General features: G+C 51.6%; 11 protein-coding genes. All 11 read left to right on the top strand.

Features of this window, described 5'->3' with window-relative positions; all coding sequences use genetic code 11:
- Positions 1–17 precede the first annotated feature (17 nt).
- The 11 genes from IPN95_25875 to IPN95_25825 all read left to right on the top strand — a co-directional run bounded on the left by IPN95_25875 (position 18) and on the right by IPN95_25825 (position 18,788).
- A complete protein-coding gene (locus tag IPN95_25875) occupies positions 18–2,003 on the top strand; it encodes a phage tail sheath subtilisin-like domain-containing protein (protein MBK9452786.1) in 1,986 nt (661 codons plus the stop codon).
- 199 nt (positions 2,004–2,202) lie between these two features.
- Positions 2,203–2,634: a phage tail protein gene (locus IPN95_25870; protein ID MBK9452785.1), complete on the top strand. Its 432-nt coding sequence runs from the start codon at positions 2,203–2,205 to the stop codon at positions 2,632–2,634.
- Positions 2,635–2,658: 24 nt separating this feature from the next.
- A complete protein-coding gene (locus IPN95_25865; protein ID MBK9452784.1) occupies positions 2,659–3,144 on the top strand; it encodes a phage tail protein in 486 nt (161 codons plus the stop codon).
- Between the two features lie 18 nt (positions 3,145–3,162).
- Positions 3,163–3,342, top strand: coding sequence for a hypothetical protein (locus IPN95_25860; GenBank protein MBK9452783.1), 180 nt, complete (start codon positions 3,163–3,165; stop codon positions 3,340–3,342).
- Positions 3,339–4,070, top strand: a complete 732-nt coding sequence (locus IPN95_25855) for a hypothetical protein (protein ID MBK9452782.1) — start codon at positions 3,339–3,341, stop codon at positions 4,068–4,070. Before IPN95_25860 ends, IPN95_25855 begins: the two co-directional genes overlap by 4 nt.
- 15 nt (positions 4,071–4,085) lie before the next feature.
- Positions 4,086–5,822, top strand: coding sequence for a type VI secretion system tip protein VgrG (gene vgrG, locus IPN95_25850; GenBank protein ID MBK9452781.1), 1,737 nt, complete (start codon positions 4,086–4,088; stop codon positions 5,820–5,822).
- Between the two features lie 20 nt (positions 5,823–5,842).
- The gene (locus tag IPN95_25845) at positions 5,843–6,268 is read left to right on the top strand and encodes a GPW/gp25 family protein (GenBank protein ID MBK9452780.1); all 426 of its coding nucleotides are present in this window, start codon (positions 5,843–5,845) and stop codon (positions 6,266–6,268) included.
- Between the two features lie 217 nt (positions 6,269–6,485).
- Positions 6,486–10,787 (top strand): baseplate J/gp47 family protein, encoded by a 4,302-nt coding sequence (locus tag IPN95_25840; GenBank protein ID MBK9452779.1) that lies wholly within the window; start codon positions 6,486–6,488, stop codon positions 10,785–10,787.
- Between the two features lie 8 nt (positions 10,788–10,795).
- A complete protein-coding gene (locus IPN95_25835) occupies positions 10,796–14,518 on the top strand; it encodes a hypothetical protein (GenBank protein ID MBK9452778.1) in 3,723 nt (1,240 codons plus the stop codon).
- Positions 14,509–16,686: a hypothetical protein gene (locus tag IPN95_25830; GenBank protein ID MBK9452777.1), complete on the top strand. Its 2,178-nt coding sequence runs from the start codon at positions 14,509–14,511 to the stop codon at positions 16,684–16,686. Before IPN95_25835 ends, IPN95_25830 begins: the two co-directional genes overlap by 10 nt.
- Positions 16,683–18,788 (top strand): hypothetical protein, encoded by a 2,106-nt coding sequence (locus IPN95_25825; protein MBK9452776.1) that lies wholly within the window; start codon positions 16,683–16,685, stop codon positions 18,786–18,788. The genes IPN95_25830 and IPN95_25825 overlap by 4 nt, the downstream gene beginning before the upstream one ends.
- Positions 18,789–18,829 lie beyond the last annotated feature (41 nt).

Below are 18,829 nucleotides of genomic sequence, written 5' to 3'. Positions count from 1 at the left end.
AAAAAATCACTGAAATTATGGCTGAATATTTAACACCTGGAGTTTATGTCGAAGAGATTTCGACATTTCCAACGTCGGTAGTGCGGGTGGCGACAGCGGTTCCTGTATTCATCGGCTATACCGAGAAATCGGGCGATGATGTCAATAAAAAACCCATTCGGATCAGTTCGCTTATCGATTACGAGACGCTGTTTGGTGGCGAACCCAACAGCTTGGCAAGCGGGCGGAAAATAGTCGTGCAATTGAAGGCCGACGGTTCCGTAAACAAGGTCAATGTTGACCTGAAATTTTACCTGTACCACTGCCTGCGTCATTTTTATGCCAATGGCGGCGGAGATGCTTACATTTATTCGTTGGGCACATACGATGCACCCTATGTCGGATTTCCCGGCAGCGGATTTACGGCAGCAAACTGGGCCGCTACGGATGGGAGCAGTCTCACGGGCACGAAGGCTTCCTTTGCCACCCTTGAGCAAGCAGATGAGCCGACGCTGATTTTGACGCCGGATGCGTATGCTTTCCTGGACCCATTGGATCTTGGCGAAGTACAGGCTGCGGCCTTGGCCCATTGCAACAAAATGCAGGACCGATTCGCCATTTTTGATGTGCAACATATTGGTGCCAACGATGCCCTCGCCGATGCGGATACGTTTCGTACGGATATCGGAAACAACTTCCTCAAATACGGGGCGGCCTATTATCCCGAACTGAAAACTTCCCTTGGCCCGAATGGAAACATTGGCTTGGAGGATTTTGACTTAGTGGACCTCGATGACGACCCATTGACACTGGACGATTTGGCGACGGCGTCGGCTGATCCCAATTTGATTGCTTACAATCAGATCGTTGCGGATTTGCTCACCTTGCCTGATGCGGCTGCTTTGGCTGCCGACTATGCGGCATTGGACGATGATGCCGCGCTGCTGACAGATGCGGACTTCAGAACGCAGTTGAAGGACAAAGGCTTGGCGGTCAAAGCGCTGGTTCAATCGCTTTACGATCTGGGCGGAAGTCTGACCAACCCCGCAGCAAAAGCCCTGGTGCTGGATGAAATCGCTGCGGGCAGTACGCTCAACACCGTTGCCCAAACGCTGTTGGATTACGACCGTGGATTTGCAGATATCGTTGGGGTAGACGGCGGTCCGGTGCCATTGCTTGCGATTGTAAATGCCGATTTTGGCGGAGGTGCCTATACCGGTGCGCCGAACTATACCTTGGCGGCAGTCGCTTTGGGTGCACCTCCCCTTCCGATTTATGCGACAACCGCAGCTGGATTTGCGGCATTTCAAGTGTTGTTTGATATGGCATTGGATCTGATTGAGCCGATCTTGACGGAACTGACTGCGATCCGTGACGGATTAAAATCCAATCTGTTTGCAACGAGCAAGGTCTTTTCCGACATTCTGTTGGCGATCCGCAATACCGGTTACACCTTGCCCCCAAGCGGGGCGATGGCTGGTGTTTATGCGAGCGTCGATGCCAACCGTGGTGTATGGAAAGCGCCTGCCAATGTAAGTCTTACGGCAGTAACCGAAGTACGCAAACTCCGCGGAGATGAGTTGGACGACTTGAACATCAGTGCCAATACTGGCAAGTCGATCAATGCAATACGCGCCTTCAGAGGACAAGGGATCTTGGTCTATGGTGCGCGGACGCTTGCCGGCAACGACAACGAATGGCGGTATGTGCCTGTGCGCAGACTCTTCATTATGGTCGAGGAATCGGTCAAAAAGGCGGTGGAACCCTTTGTCTTCGACCCCAATACAGCCAATACCTGGATGAAAATCAAGGGAATGATCGAGAGCTTCCTGTTGGGTCTTTGGCGCGACGGAGCATTGGCCGGGGCAGTCCCCAAGGATGCCTTTTTTGTGAATGTCGGCCTCGGTCAAACGATGACGGCCGATGACATTCTCAATGGCCGTTTGATCGTGGAGATCGGCATGGCAGCCGTGCGCCCCGCCGAATTTGTGATCTTGAAATTCATGCACAAAATGCAGGAATAGTGATGAGTGAAAAGTGATCAGTGAAAAGTGAAAAGTATCCCAGTGGCTTATACTTGATTCGGGCACCTTTCTCCACTTTCGCTTGACGCTTGAGATTTGCATCAACAACGATTCACTTTTCACTATTCACTTTTCACTATTCACTTTTAGTTTCTGCATCAACAACTTTTAACTATTCACTTTTAACTTTTAACTGAATATGGCTTCTTATCCATTGTCTTCCTATCATTTCCAAGTGGTTTGGGGCGGTGCCAACGTGAGCTTCCAAGAAGTCTCCGGCCTGAACATGAACCGCGAGAAAATCGCCTACCGTGGCGGTGCTTCCCCGGAATACAGCGATACCTTCATGCCGGGTCGCCCGACGTTTGATGACATCGTGATGAAACGCGGCATTTTCAAGGGCGACAGCGACTATCACAAGTGGCAACAAACGATTGTGCTCAACGAGGTGGAGCGTCGTGACTTGACGATCAGCCTTTTGGGTCCTGACCACGCACCGGTCGTCACTTGGAAGGTCAAAAATGCATTCCCTTTGAAAATCGAAGGTCCAAGCTTCAAGTCCAATGCCAACGAGGTGGCGATCGAATCGATTACACTCGCGCACGAAGGCGTAAGCGTGGAATATTCCTGAACCCTTTCAAGAATGCGCTGAGTGATGCAGTATTATCCTCCTGTCGGGTATTTTTTTACGGTGACCTTCGTCAACAATGGCGCCGATTTTGGTACCAATCTGGCGCAGAATGCCTTTGACTGCAATTTCAAAGAGGTCGGCGGACTTACTTCCGAGATTCAGATGGAGTATTTTGCAGAGGGCGGAGTCAACGATATGCAACATCCGCTGCCTAAAGGAGCCAAATTCGGGAACATCACGCTCAAACGGGGGCTTTTGATCAAATCGGAACTCGCCAATTGGATGTATGATTCTTTGGAGAATTTCCAGATCGTCCCACGGGAAATCGTGATCATTCTGCTCGGCCCCTTGGCGGTACCCGTCGCAGGATGGCATGTCACCGGCGCCTACCCCATCAAATGGGAAATTTCAGGGTTTAATGCCATGGACAATGCCATCGTCATTGAAAGCATTGAGTTTGCCTGTCAGAAACACCGCAGGATCATTTTGGATTCCGTGACCACCATCTAAATCCTACAAGGAACACGTATGCCAATTCAAATCAGAGAATTAGTGGTCACCGCCACCGTGGAGGAAAAAACCTCCACTCCCACTGCGACTGCATCTCCGGCTACCGCCTCGCAGCACGATGCGCAGCTCAAGGCGGAGATCATTCAAGCCTGCGTCGATGAGGTATTGAAAACGCTCAAAATGCAAACACGGCGATGAGTGGACTCTCCAGCATAATTGCAGGTGCCGGCAACCAAAGTGGCGAACTGACGAAGCTCCGGATCGACGCATTTCCCGATCCCGAGCAATCGGGAACTGCCGCTTCGACGTTTGAGGCCTATTACAACCCGGCTTCGTTTCAGGCATCGTATGCCTTGAAATATGACGAAACCGATCCCAAAGGTGCCACCAAGCGGGAGATGCGGTACAACGGTTACGAGGCTACGACTTATGCCTTTGAGTTGCTTCTGGACGGAACTGGAGGCTCAATTCCCAACAAATACAAGGATGCTCCGAAAAGTGTCGCCGACATGGTCGCCGAATTTCTGAAAGTGGCCTACGGATTTGAAGGAAGCACTCACCGAGGCAATTACCTGATGCTGGTCTGGGGCAAAACCGCCGCCGCAAGATGCGTGCTTGTCTCCTCCAATATCACCTATGATCTCTTCAAGCCATCCGGCGATCCCCTGCGCGCTAAAATCTCCTGTTCCTTCAAGGAGTATTCTTACGAGGAATTGCGCAAAGCAGGCGAAAAATCGGGTTCGCCTGACATGACGCACGTGCGCATCGTGAAACAAGGCGACCGGCTCCCTTTGATGTGCGAACGGATTTATGGGGATGCCACCCTCTACCTCGAAGTTGCCCGCTACAACGGGTTTACCAACTACCGCAATTTGGAACCTGGTACGCAGGTGCTTTTTCCACCCTTGGTTTCGGCTAAATCTTAAACGGGAAAGTGTACCATGGCATCCTCAGGTGGCGCAATCACGATCAAAGTCAAGGCAGGCGGCAAGGATTATGACAATCCCGGCGTTTTGGCGTTGAGCATTACCCACCAAGCCAATTCGATCTCCTTTGCCGAATTGGTGCTCATCGACGGCGACTTGGCAAAGCGGGAATTTAAACTCAGCAGCGATCCCAATTTTGCGCCCGGAAAAGAACTGGAACTGCAGCTGGGACATGGCCCTGACGATGCAGCACCCGTTTTCAAAGGAATCATCGTGCGGCACAAGATCAAAGCGAGATCCATCGGCGGCTCAAGTTTGGTCCTCGAGATCAAACATGCAGCCGTCAAAATGAGCCATATCCGGAAATCACGGCATTTTCTGGAGAAAAAAGACGGCGACATCATCGAGACCTTGATCTCCGACAACGGCTGCACTGCAGATGTGTCCAGCGAATTTGACACGGAGCATGAACGGATGATCCAATACAATCTGACGGATTGGGACTTTATGGTTTTGCGCGCCGAGGCCAACGGCATGTTGGTTTATACCGACGATGACAAAGTCGTCGTTGCCAAACCCAAAGTCACGGAATCCGGCGCACCAAAAGCGACCTTCGGGGACAATATCTTCGAATTTGAGATTGAAAGTGAAAGCCGCGACCAATTCAAGGCCGGCTCGGCCATCTCTTGGGACCATAGTACCCAAGAACTCGTCGAGGCGAGCGCAGCGGCAGCCTCCGAGGTAACGGAAGCCGGCAAACCCACGGCAAGCGAAATGGCCGAAAGCCTCAGTGAAGGCGAATTTCGGCTGCGTCACGCAGGCGAATTGGCAGACACCGAATTGATTGCCTGGAGCAGCGGGAAATTGCAGCGCAGCCTGCTCAGCAAGTTGCGGGGACGCGTGCAGTTGCACGGGGACGCAACCCTGAAGCCGGGAGGAACCTTGGTTTTGGATGGGCTGGGCACCTCCTTCAACGGTGCAGTTTTCATTGCCGCAGTGCGCCATCATGTCCAAGGTGGCCATTGGCTTTCCGACGTAGAAATCGGCATTTCAGAAGAAAGTCATTTGATGTTGCATCCCGAAGTCATGGAAGCCGCTGCCGGCGGATTGCTGGGTCCGATGCGCGGGTTGCAAATTGGTGTCGTCAAGGAAATCAAGGATGACCCCGCCGGATTTTTCAGGGTGCAGGTTAAAATGCCGATGGTAGATGATACCGAGGATGGAATTTGGTGCAGGGTTGCCCGGCCCGATGCCGGTGCAAGCCATACCCTGTTTTTCCAACCGGCAGTCGGCGACGAAGTCGTCTTGGGCTTTTTGAACGAGGATCCGCGCCATGCCATTGTTCTGGGCTCTTTGCACAACAATGACGCCAACAAACCACCGATAGAAGACAATGACGAATACAAAAAAACAGGTATCGTCACCGCCGAAGGCCTGAAGCTGACCTTCAATGACGAAGACAAAAGTGTGATTCTGGAAACACCGGCAGGGAAAATCATCACCGTCGATGAAAAGGAAGGTCTGATCCGGCTCGAAGATGAAAACAGCAATATCATCGAAATGAGCAAGGACGGGATTACGATCGAAAGTGGCAAAGACCTCAAGATCAAAGCGGCCGGTGACATCACCGTTGAAGGCATGAACATCGAGCAAAGTGCCAGTGTACAATTCAAGGCGGAGGGTTCCGCAGGCATTGAAGTCTCATCGTCAGCGACGGCCGTGCTGAAGGGCGCATTGGTACAAATCAACTAATCGAGGGAGGATCAGAAACCATGGGAGCTGAAAAAATAGGGGAAAAAGGATTTTTGGGAAGCGGCTGGGGCTTTCCTCCCACCTTCAACAAATCCAAGCGCAGTGTCGAGATGCTCTCCGACGAAGAGGACATTATGAGCAGCTTGCAGATTTTGATGACCACAAGCCTTGGCGAACGCGTTTTGCGCAGCAAATACGGCAGCAAAGTCCCCGATATGGTATTTGAACCGATGGACAGTTCCCAACGTGCAGTTTTGCGCCAACATATCATCGATTCGATCAATCTCTATGAGCCCCGTATCACGCCGCTTGATGTGACGATCAACATGGATACCCTCGCAGGCAAGGTCGAAATCCAAGTGGACTTCAAGGTGGTCGCCTCCAACAACCGCCGAAATTTTGTGCATCCGTTTTACATTTTGGAAGGAACGGAGGTGACGAAATGAAATGTTGCAAAAGCTCCAATCCTTTACGCCGCGACGGCACGAGTCAAAAACAGCGTTTTCCGTTGCATCTGCGGGAAGATTATGTGCAAATCGACGAGCGCGAATATGCCGAGCTCATCAATTTCACCCGCCAATTGTCCAATGAATTCTGGTATTACGATGGCGCGCATCAAACTGTGGGCGGATGGCTGGAATTCTTTGAACAGGATTTGAGCTTTTGCTGGCGGAAACGCTACTCACCGACCTTCGGGAATACAAGTCCTATTTTACGGAGAAATTTGCCGAGGCCGACGCCGAACTCGATACGGTGGTCAACTACCCCGCTTTGGTTCCGCTCTTGGAATCGCTGTTTCAGAGTTTTATCGCCACCATCACCCTTGCCGGGCCACCGACCAAGGACTTGTTGGCACCGCCGGCCTTGATGAGCAAATGGATCGAATTGCTCCCGGATTCAACGCTGTTTGACGATTCGCAGCAATACTCCTTCAAGGATCTTGTCTCGGATGGCCGCAAGCGGCTCACGGTGATGCTGAAGAAGCTGCAAACGGCCCATGCGGAGGCAGCTGACCGTTATCCAGGGTACGTGGCAGATTTCACCGGATGGAACGAATTGATCAATTCGGATTGGGAATTGCTCTCAATGCCAATGACCTTGCCGGGCAATTCCGAGGACTATACCTATATCAATTCGGTAGATCCTGCGGATGACTTGGACGGATTGATGGAATTGCTCAAAGCCTGCCACGACAGCCTGATGGCCATGGTGGAGAGCCTGCAGCAGGCTGCAAATCAATACCTTTTGCAAAGTCTTTCGCAATTTGGCTGGCACAACCCGCAAAACGGGCTTTTTCTCGCTTTTTTGCTGCTGTTTCGCCATGCGCAAGACAAGCTCAATCAACTCGGGCGCAAACATTTGCTCTATGAATACCGCGACGTTTTGCGCTTCAAGGAGCGTGACCTTGTCGGTGACCAGGCCGTGATGATCTTCCAGCTGCGCAAGGGTATTCCGCAACACCTTCTTCCTGCTGGAACCTTGCACAATGGCGGCAAAGACAAGCTCGGGAAACCCAGGTATTATGCATCGGTGCTGGAAACGATCATCAACCAAGCGAAAATCGTTTCCCTTCAAACGGTCTTTGTGGAACGTAGCGAATTGACGGTCAACACAGGTACCACTTTGGAACCCGTTTTGGAGACCTTTGAAACGGTCGAAGGGATATTTGCCGCTCCGATGGCCAACTCCACCGATGGATTGGGCGCAGCCTTGGATGCCGACAACCCGCAATGGAATATGTTTGGTGAGGCACAATTGGCATTTGCCGATGACCAACGCACCATGCCGGAGGCAGAAATCGGGTTTCTCGTTGCCTCTCCCCTGTTTGTGATGAAGGAAGGTCAGCGGGAGATTCATGTGACTTTTGAAGTCGATCGCAGCAATTGGGACGCCTATTTTGCAGCGCGCACAGGCACAATTCAGGCTTCCTATTCCGTGGCAGCCATTGAGGCCGAGCTCTTGCACGGTTTGCAAGTCGAATACACATCTGCAAAAGGCTGGAAAGCAGCCACCATTGCGCATCTTTTCATTGTCACAAGTGCGACGCAGGCGCAAGAGGTCAAGGATCACCTCGATTTGGAGGCCAACGCAATCAATTATGCAACGACGCTCCTGCTCAGCATGCAAATTGCCTTGTATGAGGGTATGGATGCCTGCGTCGCCTATTCAGAGGATATCCACAAATCCAACCTGTCCACCCTTTGGCCTGTGTTGAAGTTTGTAAACCAAGGAAGGTCCGACGCGTATTCGGGGCTAGGAATTGTGGCATTGAATCCAAATCCTGCGGTTGCCTCCTACAATGGACTGGGCTTGTTTGGAGGGCAGGTTTACAAGGCCCCTGCGAGCGGATCCAAATCCAAAATCTCTGATTTCGAGCAAGTTCAGACATTTCAGGAGGTGCTGTCAACGGTTTATAACAGCATTTCCTGGAACGCTGCAACGGTCTATGGCGCCGGCACCAATGTTTGGCTTGAAGATACTCTCTACCAAGCACTTGGCAGTCCGGTACCGATCAACAACAGCCCGAAACAGTATCCATCGCTTTGGATGGCAGTGGATCTGACCATTTCTGCCTACGAATACTTGGCGTTGTTGAATCCGACAAAAATCCGGCTAAAAGTTACAGCTACGGGCATGACTGCCTTCGTCCTTGAAAATGATGGTGGCCGCTTGAAAAACAACAAGCCCTTTTATCCTTTTGGTGCCTTGCCCGTTGTCGGTTCTCGCCTGTACGTCGGCGCCCAGGAAATCTTTGGCAAGCAGCTCGACATGGTAAGCTTCGAAATCACTTGGCAAGATCCGCCGGAAGATTTGGCATCCCATTATACCCAATACGAATCGCTGCTCTTGGCAGCGGACCGTAGTATGACCTTCTCTGCCGTGAATTACGTGCCGGGACCTGGCATTTATTCTCCTGCGACCGCCCCCGCTGTTTCCTACAATACGGCTCCGGATTCAGCTCCTGCCTACGCCGAAGTGGATGCAGCAATGTCCGAATCGCCTGGCACGGAAAAAAAGTTCTCCTTCTCGAAGGAGACTGCCGAGGAAAAATCGACCGGCAAGGGAAAAATAGGCAAATACGAGCCGGACAAAGTAGCAGAAGACAAAGGACATGGAAAAGGGCCCGGCCAAAACTCCACCGAATTCAAATTCAAAAACCAACATTGGACAGCGGATTTTTCGCTGCTCTATGAAGGCGTTTGGGTTCCCTTGACCTCCACGCAGCGCCGCTGCTTGTTTTCCAAGAAAGGTACCACCGATCAGGGAGCAAAATTGCCGTCAATCATTACCTTTTCAGGCGCCGAGCTCAGCAAGTTTGCACGGGATTTGGATTTGACCGAACCCAATCGATTGGAAAGCAATACGCCGCGGGGATTCCTGCGAATGGAATTGGCCACACCGTCGATTGCATTCGGGCACAAATATTACCGAGATCTTTACGTTGCGGAGGCCATGCGCGCAGGTCGAGTCGATGCAAACCCAGAGGTGCCCAGTTTTCCCGGCGAACCTTATACCCCCGTCATCAAGGAACTGAAAATCAGCTATACCAGCAAGGCAGTATTGGATCTCAGTGCGACTGCCGCTACCAAGGAAGCGTGGGAGAACCGTGTGGAACAGTTTTTTCATTTGCATCCTTTTGGCCATACGCCTGAGCATCCCTATCTCTGGGAGTCGGGCGCCAAGGGTTATTTGGTGCCGCAATTTACAGATGAGGGCTATTTGTACATTGGCATCGAAGGTTTGATCCCTCCCAGCACTTTGTCGGTGTTGTTCCAATTGGCAGAAGGAAGCGCCGATCCGGAATTGGACCGTGAACCACTGGATTGGAGCATTTTGGTAGAAAATCAGTGGCAGTCGTTGCCTTCCCGCAAAATCCTCGTGGATACCACCGACGGCATGATCGCCTCCGGTGTGATTCGGTTTGAGTTGGATGCAGACATCAATCTTGGAAATACATGCCATGATGGTCAGAAACATTGGCTCAGGGCCAAGATTCATCGCGGAACGCCGGCCTACCTCAAGGGAATCGAAGTGATCGCGCAGGCAGTCGTCGTGCAGTTTGTCAACGATGATAATGAAGTTTCCCATTTGGAAAAAGCCTTGCCCAACGGGACGATCAAAGCATTAAAAGTCACCGACCCTAAAGTAAAGTCCGTGACGCAACCCTACGGAAGTTTTGGTGGAAAACTACCCGAACAAGACGATGCTTTTCTCACCCGCGTGAGCGAAAGACTGCGGCATAAACAGCGCTCCATCAATATTTGGGACTACGAGCGGATGGTTTTGGAGGAGTTTCCTTCGATTTACAAGGTCAAGTGCTTGAACCATACCGAGTCGCAATCCGCCTACCTCAGCGGCAGCGACTGGGAAATTTCGCCGGGCCATGTGACAGTGGTTTGTATTCCAGATATGCGCAATGTGAATGGAATGAATCCCTTCGAGCCCAAAGCATCGATCAGGGTTCTGAAGCAAATTGACACCTTTCTACGCGCCCACGTGTCGCCTTGGGTGAATTTCAGGGTCACGAATCCCATTTATGAGGAGATCAAAATCACCTGCAATGTCGGATTTGTAACCGGCAAGGATCCAGGATTCTACACCGCCGAATTGGAAAAGGCCATCCAGCAGTTCCTGTCCCCATGGGCATTTGATCACGCGGAGGAAATCGTCTTTGGTGGTCATATTCACCGGTCCCATATCATTCAATTTATTGAGCAACAGGAGTATGTCGATTTCGTGATCAATTTCCGGATGGATCAATCGACCAAAAACGGATTGCTTGAAGGCGTCGTCGACGCTGTAGCTACCACGGGGAGGTCGATTTTGGTGACCTCGCTGGTTCACGACATCACGGGAGTAGATGCAGACTGTCTGCATTGTCTGCCCGAGGTACAAGCAATGGAGGCAGCAAGTTCCTGCTGCAATGACATCACTTATGAAAGTGCGCAACAGTTCATGAACTGAAAAAGAATATGGCAGACGCTACATCCTCCATTTCGCGGCCATTGGCACCTGATCCAAGCATGGACTACCAAAGTCTTTACTTGGAAGGCCTGAAGCACATTACAGCTTTGTCGGGCAAAATATGGACCGACTACAATGCCCATGACCCCGGCATCACCATCTTGGAGGTGCTTTGTTATGCCATCACCGATCTTGGCTACCGCACTGATTTTGAGATCGGAACAATCATCGAGCCTTCCCCCGGGAGCACAGTGCTCAATGATTTTTTCACGCTTGCACAAGTGGCGAGCAATGCACCACTGACGATCACCGATTATCGCAAACTGCTGATCGACCTCGGCGGAATCCGCAATGCCTGGCTCGAAAAGGTAGAAAGCCCCAACGGACCTGTTCCGGAGCTGTTTCTTGAATTCCCCCCTAGCCCGGGTAAGCCACATTTTGTGCATACCGCGACGGCGACCACCCAAAAAATCGACATCAAAGGGCTTTACAATGTCTTCCTGCAATTTGATGTCCATCCCGATTTTGGTGATCTGAACGACAATTCCTTGGCTACCACCTTTTGGATCAAACCGATCGGGCAAATCGAGGAAAAGCCTTTTGAAGTGGAAATCGAGTTTCCCGTCTGGGAAGAGATTTCAGACGAGTTTGATGCCATTTATACCCAAGTGCTTTCCTCCACACCGGGCGGAGGCAACGTTTTTGAGCTTCGATTGAAGGACGGGCTACTCACGGAAGCACCCTTGCAGCCCTATGTTTTTGAATTCACTTTGGAAGTCAATCCCAATGAACGTGCTGTCGAATTGCCAATGACCCTCAAGGTGATTTCAGGACAGGAATTTGTACTCAACTACAACGAGTTCATTGCCAGGCTCAAAGACGAATTTCTGGATACAAGCATTGGCGTCGCGCCCACTTATGGAATGGCAGCCTACGATGGCGGGGACTTTGACGACCAACAGGAAATCGTCCAATTGATTCTGAATTTCTTGCGAAAGCGCGCATTGATCAAGGGATTTTTGGAGGATGCGCGGATCGCCTTGGCAGAGCATCGCAACCTTTGCGAAGACTTTGACCATGTGTATCCGATGAGTTTGCAGGAAATCGGCTTGGAATTGGAGCTTGTTGTCGCTTCCGGTGCCGACTGCGACGCAATTTTGGCGAAGGTTTATCATGCGACTGAAAACTATCTTTCGCCAGCCATCAGGTCCTATTCCTTGCGGGAAATGTTGGACAAAGGCTACCGGCCGGAGGAAATTTTTGAAGGGCCGTGGCTTTGCAATGGCTTCATTGACAGCAATGAAGCCCAATTCACGCAACGACGTGAAATTCTCTACACCTCTGACCTTCTGCAGGAATTCATGAAAATTCCCGGCGTGGAAGATGTCCAAAGTATTTCCCTGTCGCGGTATTTGCAAGGTCTCCTCCAAGAATCTCGCCGCACGGAATGTCTCTGTTTGGTGCAGCCGGAGCGGTTTTTGCCCAAGCTGAACTACAACTTCTCCAATGTTCGCATCGATTGCGGCGGGGGAAAATTCGAAGAACCCGATCGTCAAAAGGCCTTAAACTATCTCTCCGAACTCAAAGCATTGGAGCACCTCAATGGCAATGCCGGGCGGGGAGATTTTGACATTCCAACCAACGATTACACCAACCTCGAAGAATACTATTCGATTCAGCATGAATTTCCGGCCAACTTTGCCATTGGCTTGGAAGGATTGGCGCCTGACGAACCTGCTTTGAGGATGGCGCAGGCCAAACAGCTCAAGGCTTATCTCTTGTTTTTCGAGCAATTGTTGGCCAATTTCCATTCGCAGCTAGCCAACGTTCGTCTGCTCTTTTCCTATTCAGACAGTATCAACCGCACATATTTCACGCAGGCTTTGTTTGATGTTCCGCGGGTGAAGGAGCTGATTGTCGATGCCACGGGCTTGACCGATGCACAATATGGCGATTATGTCAACCTGCCCTCAAGCGACCCGGATCACATTTTGAACAAGGTCAATGCATTGGCAGAAAACCAAGATGGATTTCAAGACAGGCGCCATCGTTTCCTCAATCATCTACTCGCAAGGTTCAACGAATCCTTCAGCGAGTACGCCGCCTACGTTTTCAGCAAAAAAATTCCGGAGGCAGACCAATACAGCAAGTTGATCGCGGATCAATCCCGTTTCCTGCGCAATTATGCCACGGATTCACTTGCCTGTGATCCCAATGCAACCGATCGGCGTCGCGGTCACAGCAACGACCGGGGAACTGCCTTCAACTACCAACTGCCCCTCTCCGCAGGATTTGTCCCGGACAGCTATTTTGCGCTCAACAATTTGCAAGTAGAGGGACTCAAAAAGCGGATGGTCTATCTCACAGGCCTTCCAAAGGTGGAACGGGAATATATCAACCCTTTTGAGCGGTTTACATTCTCCGAATTGTCTCCCAACCAATGGACGTTTGAACTGATGGATGATACGGGAACGTTGCCTGCTTTCGTTTCGGTTCCCGGCAGTTTCCAAGCAACCAAGGCGATGCTTCAATCCGACCTCGCATTGGCTTTCCCGCTTAGTCAGGATGCGGCCAATTGGGTATTGAACGGCGGTTTTTGGGAATTGCGGTCGGATGTAACCGTTCCAACATCGGCCATCGGCATTGTTGATGCAGGATATTTGTCCAGCTTCGGCTCGGCAACTGAATGCATTGCCGCATTGGGCGCTTACCTTCTGGAACTGTACAGCATTGAAAACCTGCACATCATAGAGCACATCCTGCTCAGGCCACGCGCCAATGGCGACCCCACCTTGCCGGTGCGCATCCTGAGTAACTGCAAGGCCCTCAATATCGAAGATCCGTATTCGTTCAGAATCAGTGTCGTGCTGCCCAACTGGGCCGGGAGATTTGCCGAAATGGATTTCAGGCGCCTGTTCAAACGCCTCCTGCGCATGGAAGCGCCCGCACATGTGTACGTCCATTTCTACTGGGTCGATCCCGTCCAAATGTATGATTTTGAACATTGTTGGAATGAATGGCTCAATGGTCAATGGATCAACAAGGACCTGTCGCTGTTATGGGAAATCGACAATGACCTGGAAGTGACGGGCGAAATCGACAAGGGCCTGATGTTGCAGGAGAATTTTTACAAAATTCTCATCGAGCGTAAGCTTGCCTCCGGGGAGGAAAGCGAATGGTTTGTCGACTGTCTCGGCAACCTGCGCAATCTTGCCGATGCCTATTACGTCACGGAGCCACGCCGTATTGTCGACCAATGGGAAAATTGTGACGTCTTGGCGCATGTCGTCGATCCCGACAGCCCGATCACCGGTGCATGGCTTGCCCCGGACTCGCTCCCGCTGCCGCCGGGAGTATGCCTGGACATTTGCACGGGCGATATCCGCGTCAAAGACAGCGATCTGTTGCATACCATCACCCAATTTGATTGGCCATTGGTCATCGCCACCCTGAGTGAAAGTGGTGAGGTAACCTACCATTCGGTGACGCTTCAATTCATCCCCAATGGACCGGCCGTTGTATCCTTCCAAGAGACCAATCGCCATATTGACAATTTCACAGCTGGTCAGCCGCTTGTGCAATTCACCGATCCGGATGGGGCCATCATCATGGCGACGTTTGTCACGAGCTACAAAGTGGGTTCACCCAACACAGTGTATTCGGGAATGCCTCCGGGAATGACCTTGGACCTGATCAACGGAACAATTGCCGTAGGTGTTCCATGCTTCTGATCGTTGGAACTTTTGTGGTGCAAGTCAACCTCATGGACGATGACGGCGGGGAAACCCTGCTCACGGTCACGATCGTGATTGAACCGGATCAGGAGGCGGTCGGTGTTGCGTTGACACCGGTCAGCAAAAACCAGGACGCCTACAATGCCGGCGACATCGTGGCCAAGATCAGTGATGCCGATGGCGACCTCGTCACTGTGGTGGAAAGGCTGGGCACCACGGCCTTGGCCTCACTTGGACTTGCCCTTCAATTGACCACAGGTAGCCCAGTCGAAGCGGAAGTGTATATCAGCCATTTGCCGACATTCACGACCGCGCTCGGGACGCTGTTTACCTTGAGTGGAGCCACCTACAACAAAACGATCAAGCTCAAAACCGAGGATGAGAAGCATGGCAAATCGGATGTCGATATTCTATTGACCATCCGGCGAGACAATCCGCCTGTATTTGCAGGTGTACCGCCCGTCAAATCCGTCGATCAACTCGTTGCCGGCACCTTGGTGGGGACGATTTCGGAAACGTTGGACATGGGGATCGCGAGTTTCACCCCGCCGGTGAATTTGGCGAGCATGGGCTTGACGATTACGCAAGTGGGCAATCAATTGCAGGTGAAAGTCAGCGATCAAGCGGCCTTCACATCGACGATGAACAGTAGCATAGCCGACAGCAACTTGATCGCCACGTTGACCTTCCAGGTTGGCACAGTGGACAATACCGGAGGAATTGGCGTCGCTAATTGCACCATTCAGGCAAGGCTCGACCAAGAACCGACGGTGGATTACGCCCCTGTCAAAAACGTGGATCAGTACCTCAAACACCAAGTTTTGGCTTGGATCAAGGATGCTGATGGAACTGGAATTGTAACCGCCACGCAAGTCGGCGGCACCCTCCTCGCAGATTTAGGTTTGAAAATGGTGGTTGGCGCGGCATCGGGTTACCCCGGCACCGTTGCCCGCATCGAAATCGAGTTCTGGAATCAGTTTGTCAATGCCGTAAGCTACAGCCCGTATTTCACGGTGATCAATGCGACCACCAACCTCGTGCGCGCGGTGGTGAACATTGCAACAACAGACTCATTGGGAGGAAAAGGCAATGTGCCAGTGAATATTGATGCGCGCCGGGACATCGAAGCCACCATTTTGGCGGTGCTCAATGGGCAGCGTGTCAATACCTATGTGCTCAACGATGTCTTGTTCAGGTTCCAGGACAATGATCCGAATACCAATTTCACCACTTATGCCTTTGATACGGCACTCCCCGCTGGACTCGGCATGCGCCTCGTGCTCGGGCAGTATGAAATCTATGTTTCCAACCCAGCGCTGCTGGTAGCCGGCAGCTACCCGCGCACGGTCACCTTGACGGACAACCAAGGCGGCAAGACTACGCTTGCAGTTCCGATTCTGATTCTGAAACGCCTGGTAGCGGTCAGCTTCACCGTCACGGCTTCCAACCAAAGTCATTTACTGAATCTCGCTCCAAAAGTATACGGTTTGCAAGTAACCAGCTTCAGGCTGCCGCTTTTCCCGAAGAGCTTCGGAACGGTGTCAAAAGGAAACGGAATTGAGCTTGGGTTTACGGAAGGGACAGGATTTGCGACCTCCACGCTTGGCCAGACTGTCAGTTTCAATGGTACGATCGGCGCCGAAATCGTCGAGGGAACCCTCACCATCACGCGCCGGCAATTTGTGGTGGTCAATCCGGGTGGAGGCAAAGGAAATGTGACGGCCGTATTCGGAGGAAATGTCTTGCTCAATGGCTCTTCCAATCTCGGAAATGAAAAATCCCTTACATTGACCAACTCAACCGGAAAGCTCGTCTTTGATCTTCAAAATGCGACGCAGTTTCCTGACAATCCTCAATTGCGCACCAATCCGGCGCTGGTAGAGGCTTATGCCAATGGCAGCAAAGACGGGGACGTGACCCAATCACTCGGGGGTCTGTTGGTGGAAACCATGGATGAAATCGTGCGTTTGCAATCCGAAATTTTGAAAAAAGGAGGAAGTGCGAATACCCAGACAAGGGCACAACTTGCTGTATATGTGGAGATTTACAGGCAGCAAGTCGTTGCAGCGACAAATTTTGCAGCCGATGTGCGCACCGATGACTTGTCGACCGAGGTCGAAGGCCTTTTTGATCTGATCCAACAACAAAATAGTCGCATCCTATGAGCAGCAAGGTCCCATTTGTCTTCTTCCCTGAATTCCAGGAATTGCGCAAAACCCTGCGTGATTTACAGGGGCAGTTTGTGAGCACCAAGCCCAAACTGGATGCGGCTTTGTCACGATTGGTGCCGGGCGTGGTCTATGGGCCGCTGATTGCCATCGGGAAACGGCTCGACTCGCCATTGGGTGGCGAACCTTTGCCCACCTTGGTTGCCGCCTACGATGCGGTTTATGCCACTTACGAGGCACTCGACCGTCTGCTTTCCAATCCGAAAATGCTCGCCTCGCTGCAGGCCGGTGAGGGCGCTGAAGTCGTCGTGCGAATTGTGACTTCCATCTTTGGAGAACTTTTGAAGGGCATTGGCGAAGCTTCTTCGGCATTGATCGAAAGCTCCTACGGCGTCAGCGAAATCGAACAAACCCATATCCTGCAACGAAAGGTCGAATTGACGACCGTCCTCACCAACACGACATTCGAAGTCCTGGACATTTTGCCGGAGGCTCCCGAAGACGGTGTACTCGCCCGTTTTTTTGATGAAATGGCTCCGAATATTGACAACTTGGGAAACCATTCAGCTGTCAACATCTTCCGTGAGGAGCTTGGTTATTGGCGGCAACGATGGGAAAGCCGTCCCGATTTCCGCCTGCAATTGGAGAAATGGGTGCGTGTCGCCATGCTGGAATTGTTGCCCACGCGCAGCATCGACCGCTGTAAAAAAGGAGACCTCGTCGTCAGGCTCACGGTCCTTTCCGGTACTTTGCAAACCGCAGCGATCAGTGCCGGCAGGTTGCCAGCAGGGTTGGCGCTGAGCAGCAAGGGCAATATCGAAGTCAGTGATCCTGTAAAATTGCTTCCAGGCTATTTTGATGGGCTCGAAATCTCCGGAACGACCAACTTGGGTTTCGTTTTCAAGCTTTCCGTGCCTGAAATCGTTTTCGGGTATGATGAAGAGGCGACCTATATTGTTGAGGCAGTTGCTCCGATCTCCGAACTGAAGAATGGTACAATCCTCGCCTATCCCAAAGATCTTGATGGCGATATTGTCGAAGCCCAGGTCACAACGGGGAACTTCCCTCCCGGTATCCGGTTCCATACCGCCACCGGCGTGTTTTCGGTGGCCGACCAAGCAAAACTGAGAGAAGGAAATTACGCCCTTACGGTGACCACCATGGACAGCGCAGGCGGTGAGACCCAGCATCAAATCACCCTCGCAATCGGAGCCGCAACCGGAAATGGGTCGGGAGAAATCGTTCGTGTGCAATTCATTTCCGCTGAAATTCTTGTCCCACAACAAAAGGGAGCGGCGTTGACACAAATCACTGCCGATGGATCCACGCTGTTGGAATACAAGCTCGTGGAAGGCAAATTGCCTGAAGGAATTGCGATGGATTCCACTGCAAAGCTGCTGGTCACCAATCCGGAACTTCTGACTCCTGGAAGATATACCCTTCGCATTCAAGGAATTGGCGCCAATAAAATCCAATATCTTGTCGATGTCATCCTCAATTTCGTTGCAGGCAAAACCACGACAGGATTGTACCAAACGGAGGCACAGTTCCTAGGGATTGAGTTACCCTTGATCGGCGGCGAAACGATTGCCACCGTGACCGTCGACCAACTTGGGTTGAAGGGTGCGAAAATTGTCGGCGGAAGTTTGCCAACAGGCCTATTGTTCACGGAATCCGGCGAGATAATTGCAAAGCCGGGGCAAGGGCACCTTCCCGGAACCTACGAAATCGTGGTCCACGGTTCGACGCATGCGCAGCCCCATTGTGAGGTGTTTACCAAAATTGAACTTGTCAAAGGGCTGGTTTTCAAGCAGGCAGAGCGGACATTCAGCAGATTGCCCATTCCGACCGGTGTGGAAGTCAACCTTGTGCAAATTGTCGGAAAAGACATGAAACTGGTGACTGTCGAGGTGGAATCCGGCAAATTCCCACAGGGTCTTTCGATCGCCAAGGATGGTCAAATCACGGTTTTGGATTCAAAAATGGTGAAACCCGGACCCTACGCCTTCCGCCTTGTGGGCAAGGACACGAAATCAAGGAAGTGGCTGATTTCCGTGAAAATGGATTTGATTGATTTGAGAAATACCCTCAAAGGTTGAGCTTGCCTGCCACACATATCGTCCAAAAAAGTCATCTTCAA

The organism is Bacteroidota bacterium, assembly GCA_016718825.1.
Taxonomy (GTDB): Bacteria; Bacteroidota; Bacteroidia; order J057; family JADKCL01; genus JADKCL01.
The sequence above is the reverse complement of the archived record's forward strand: the minus strand, read 5'-3'. Positions and strand labels throughout refer to the sequence as shown.

Bases quoted from the DNA above. Each gene is read 5' to 3' on its own strand.
- IPN95_25830 (MBK9452777.1), top strand. From the start codon at position 14,509: ATGCTTCTGATCGTTGGAACTTTTGTGGTGCAAGTCAACCTCATGGAC.
- IPN95_25835 (MBK9452778.1), top strand. From the start codon at position 10,796: ATGGCAGACGCTACATCCTCCATTTCGCGGCCATTGGCACCTGATCCA.
- IPN95_25865 (MBK9452784.1), top strand. From the start codon at position 2,659: ATGCAGTATTATCCTCCTGTCGGGTATTTTTTTACGGTGACCTTCGTC.
- IPN95_25870 (MBK9452785.1), top strand. From the start codon at position 2,203: ATGGCTTCTTATCCATTGTCTTCCTATCATTTCCAAGTGGTTTGGGGC.
- IPN95_25825 (MBK9452776.1), top strand. From the start codon at position 16,683: ATGAGCAGCAAGGTCCCATTTGTCTTCTTCCCTGAATTCCAGGAATTG.
- IPN95_25855 (MBK9452782.1), top strand. From the start codon at position 3,339: ATGAGTGGACTCTCCAGCATAATTGCAGGTGCCGGCAACCAAAGTGGC.
- IPN95_25860 (MBK9452783.1), top strand. From the start codon at position 3,163: ATGCCAATTCAAATCAGAGAATTAGTGGTCACCGCCACCGTGGAGGAA.
- vgrG (MBK9452781.1), top strand. From the start codon at position 4,086: ATGGCATCCTCAGGTGGCGCAATCACGATCAAAGTCAAGGCAGGCGGC.
- IPN95_25875 (MBK9452786.1), top strand. From the start codon at position 18: ATGGCTGAATATTTAACACCTGGAGTTTATGTCGAAGAGATTTCGACA.
- IPN95_25845 (MBK9452780.1), top strand. From the start codon at position 5,843: ATGGGAGCTGAAAAAATAGGGGAAAAAGGATTTTTGGGAAGCGGCTGG.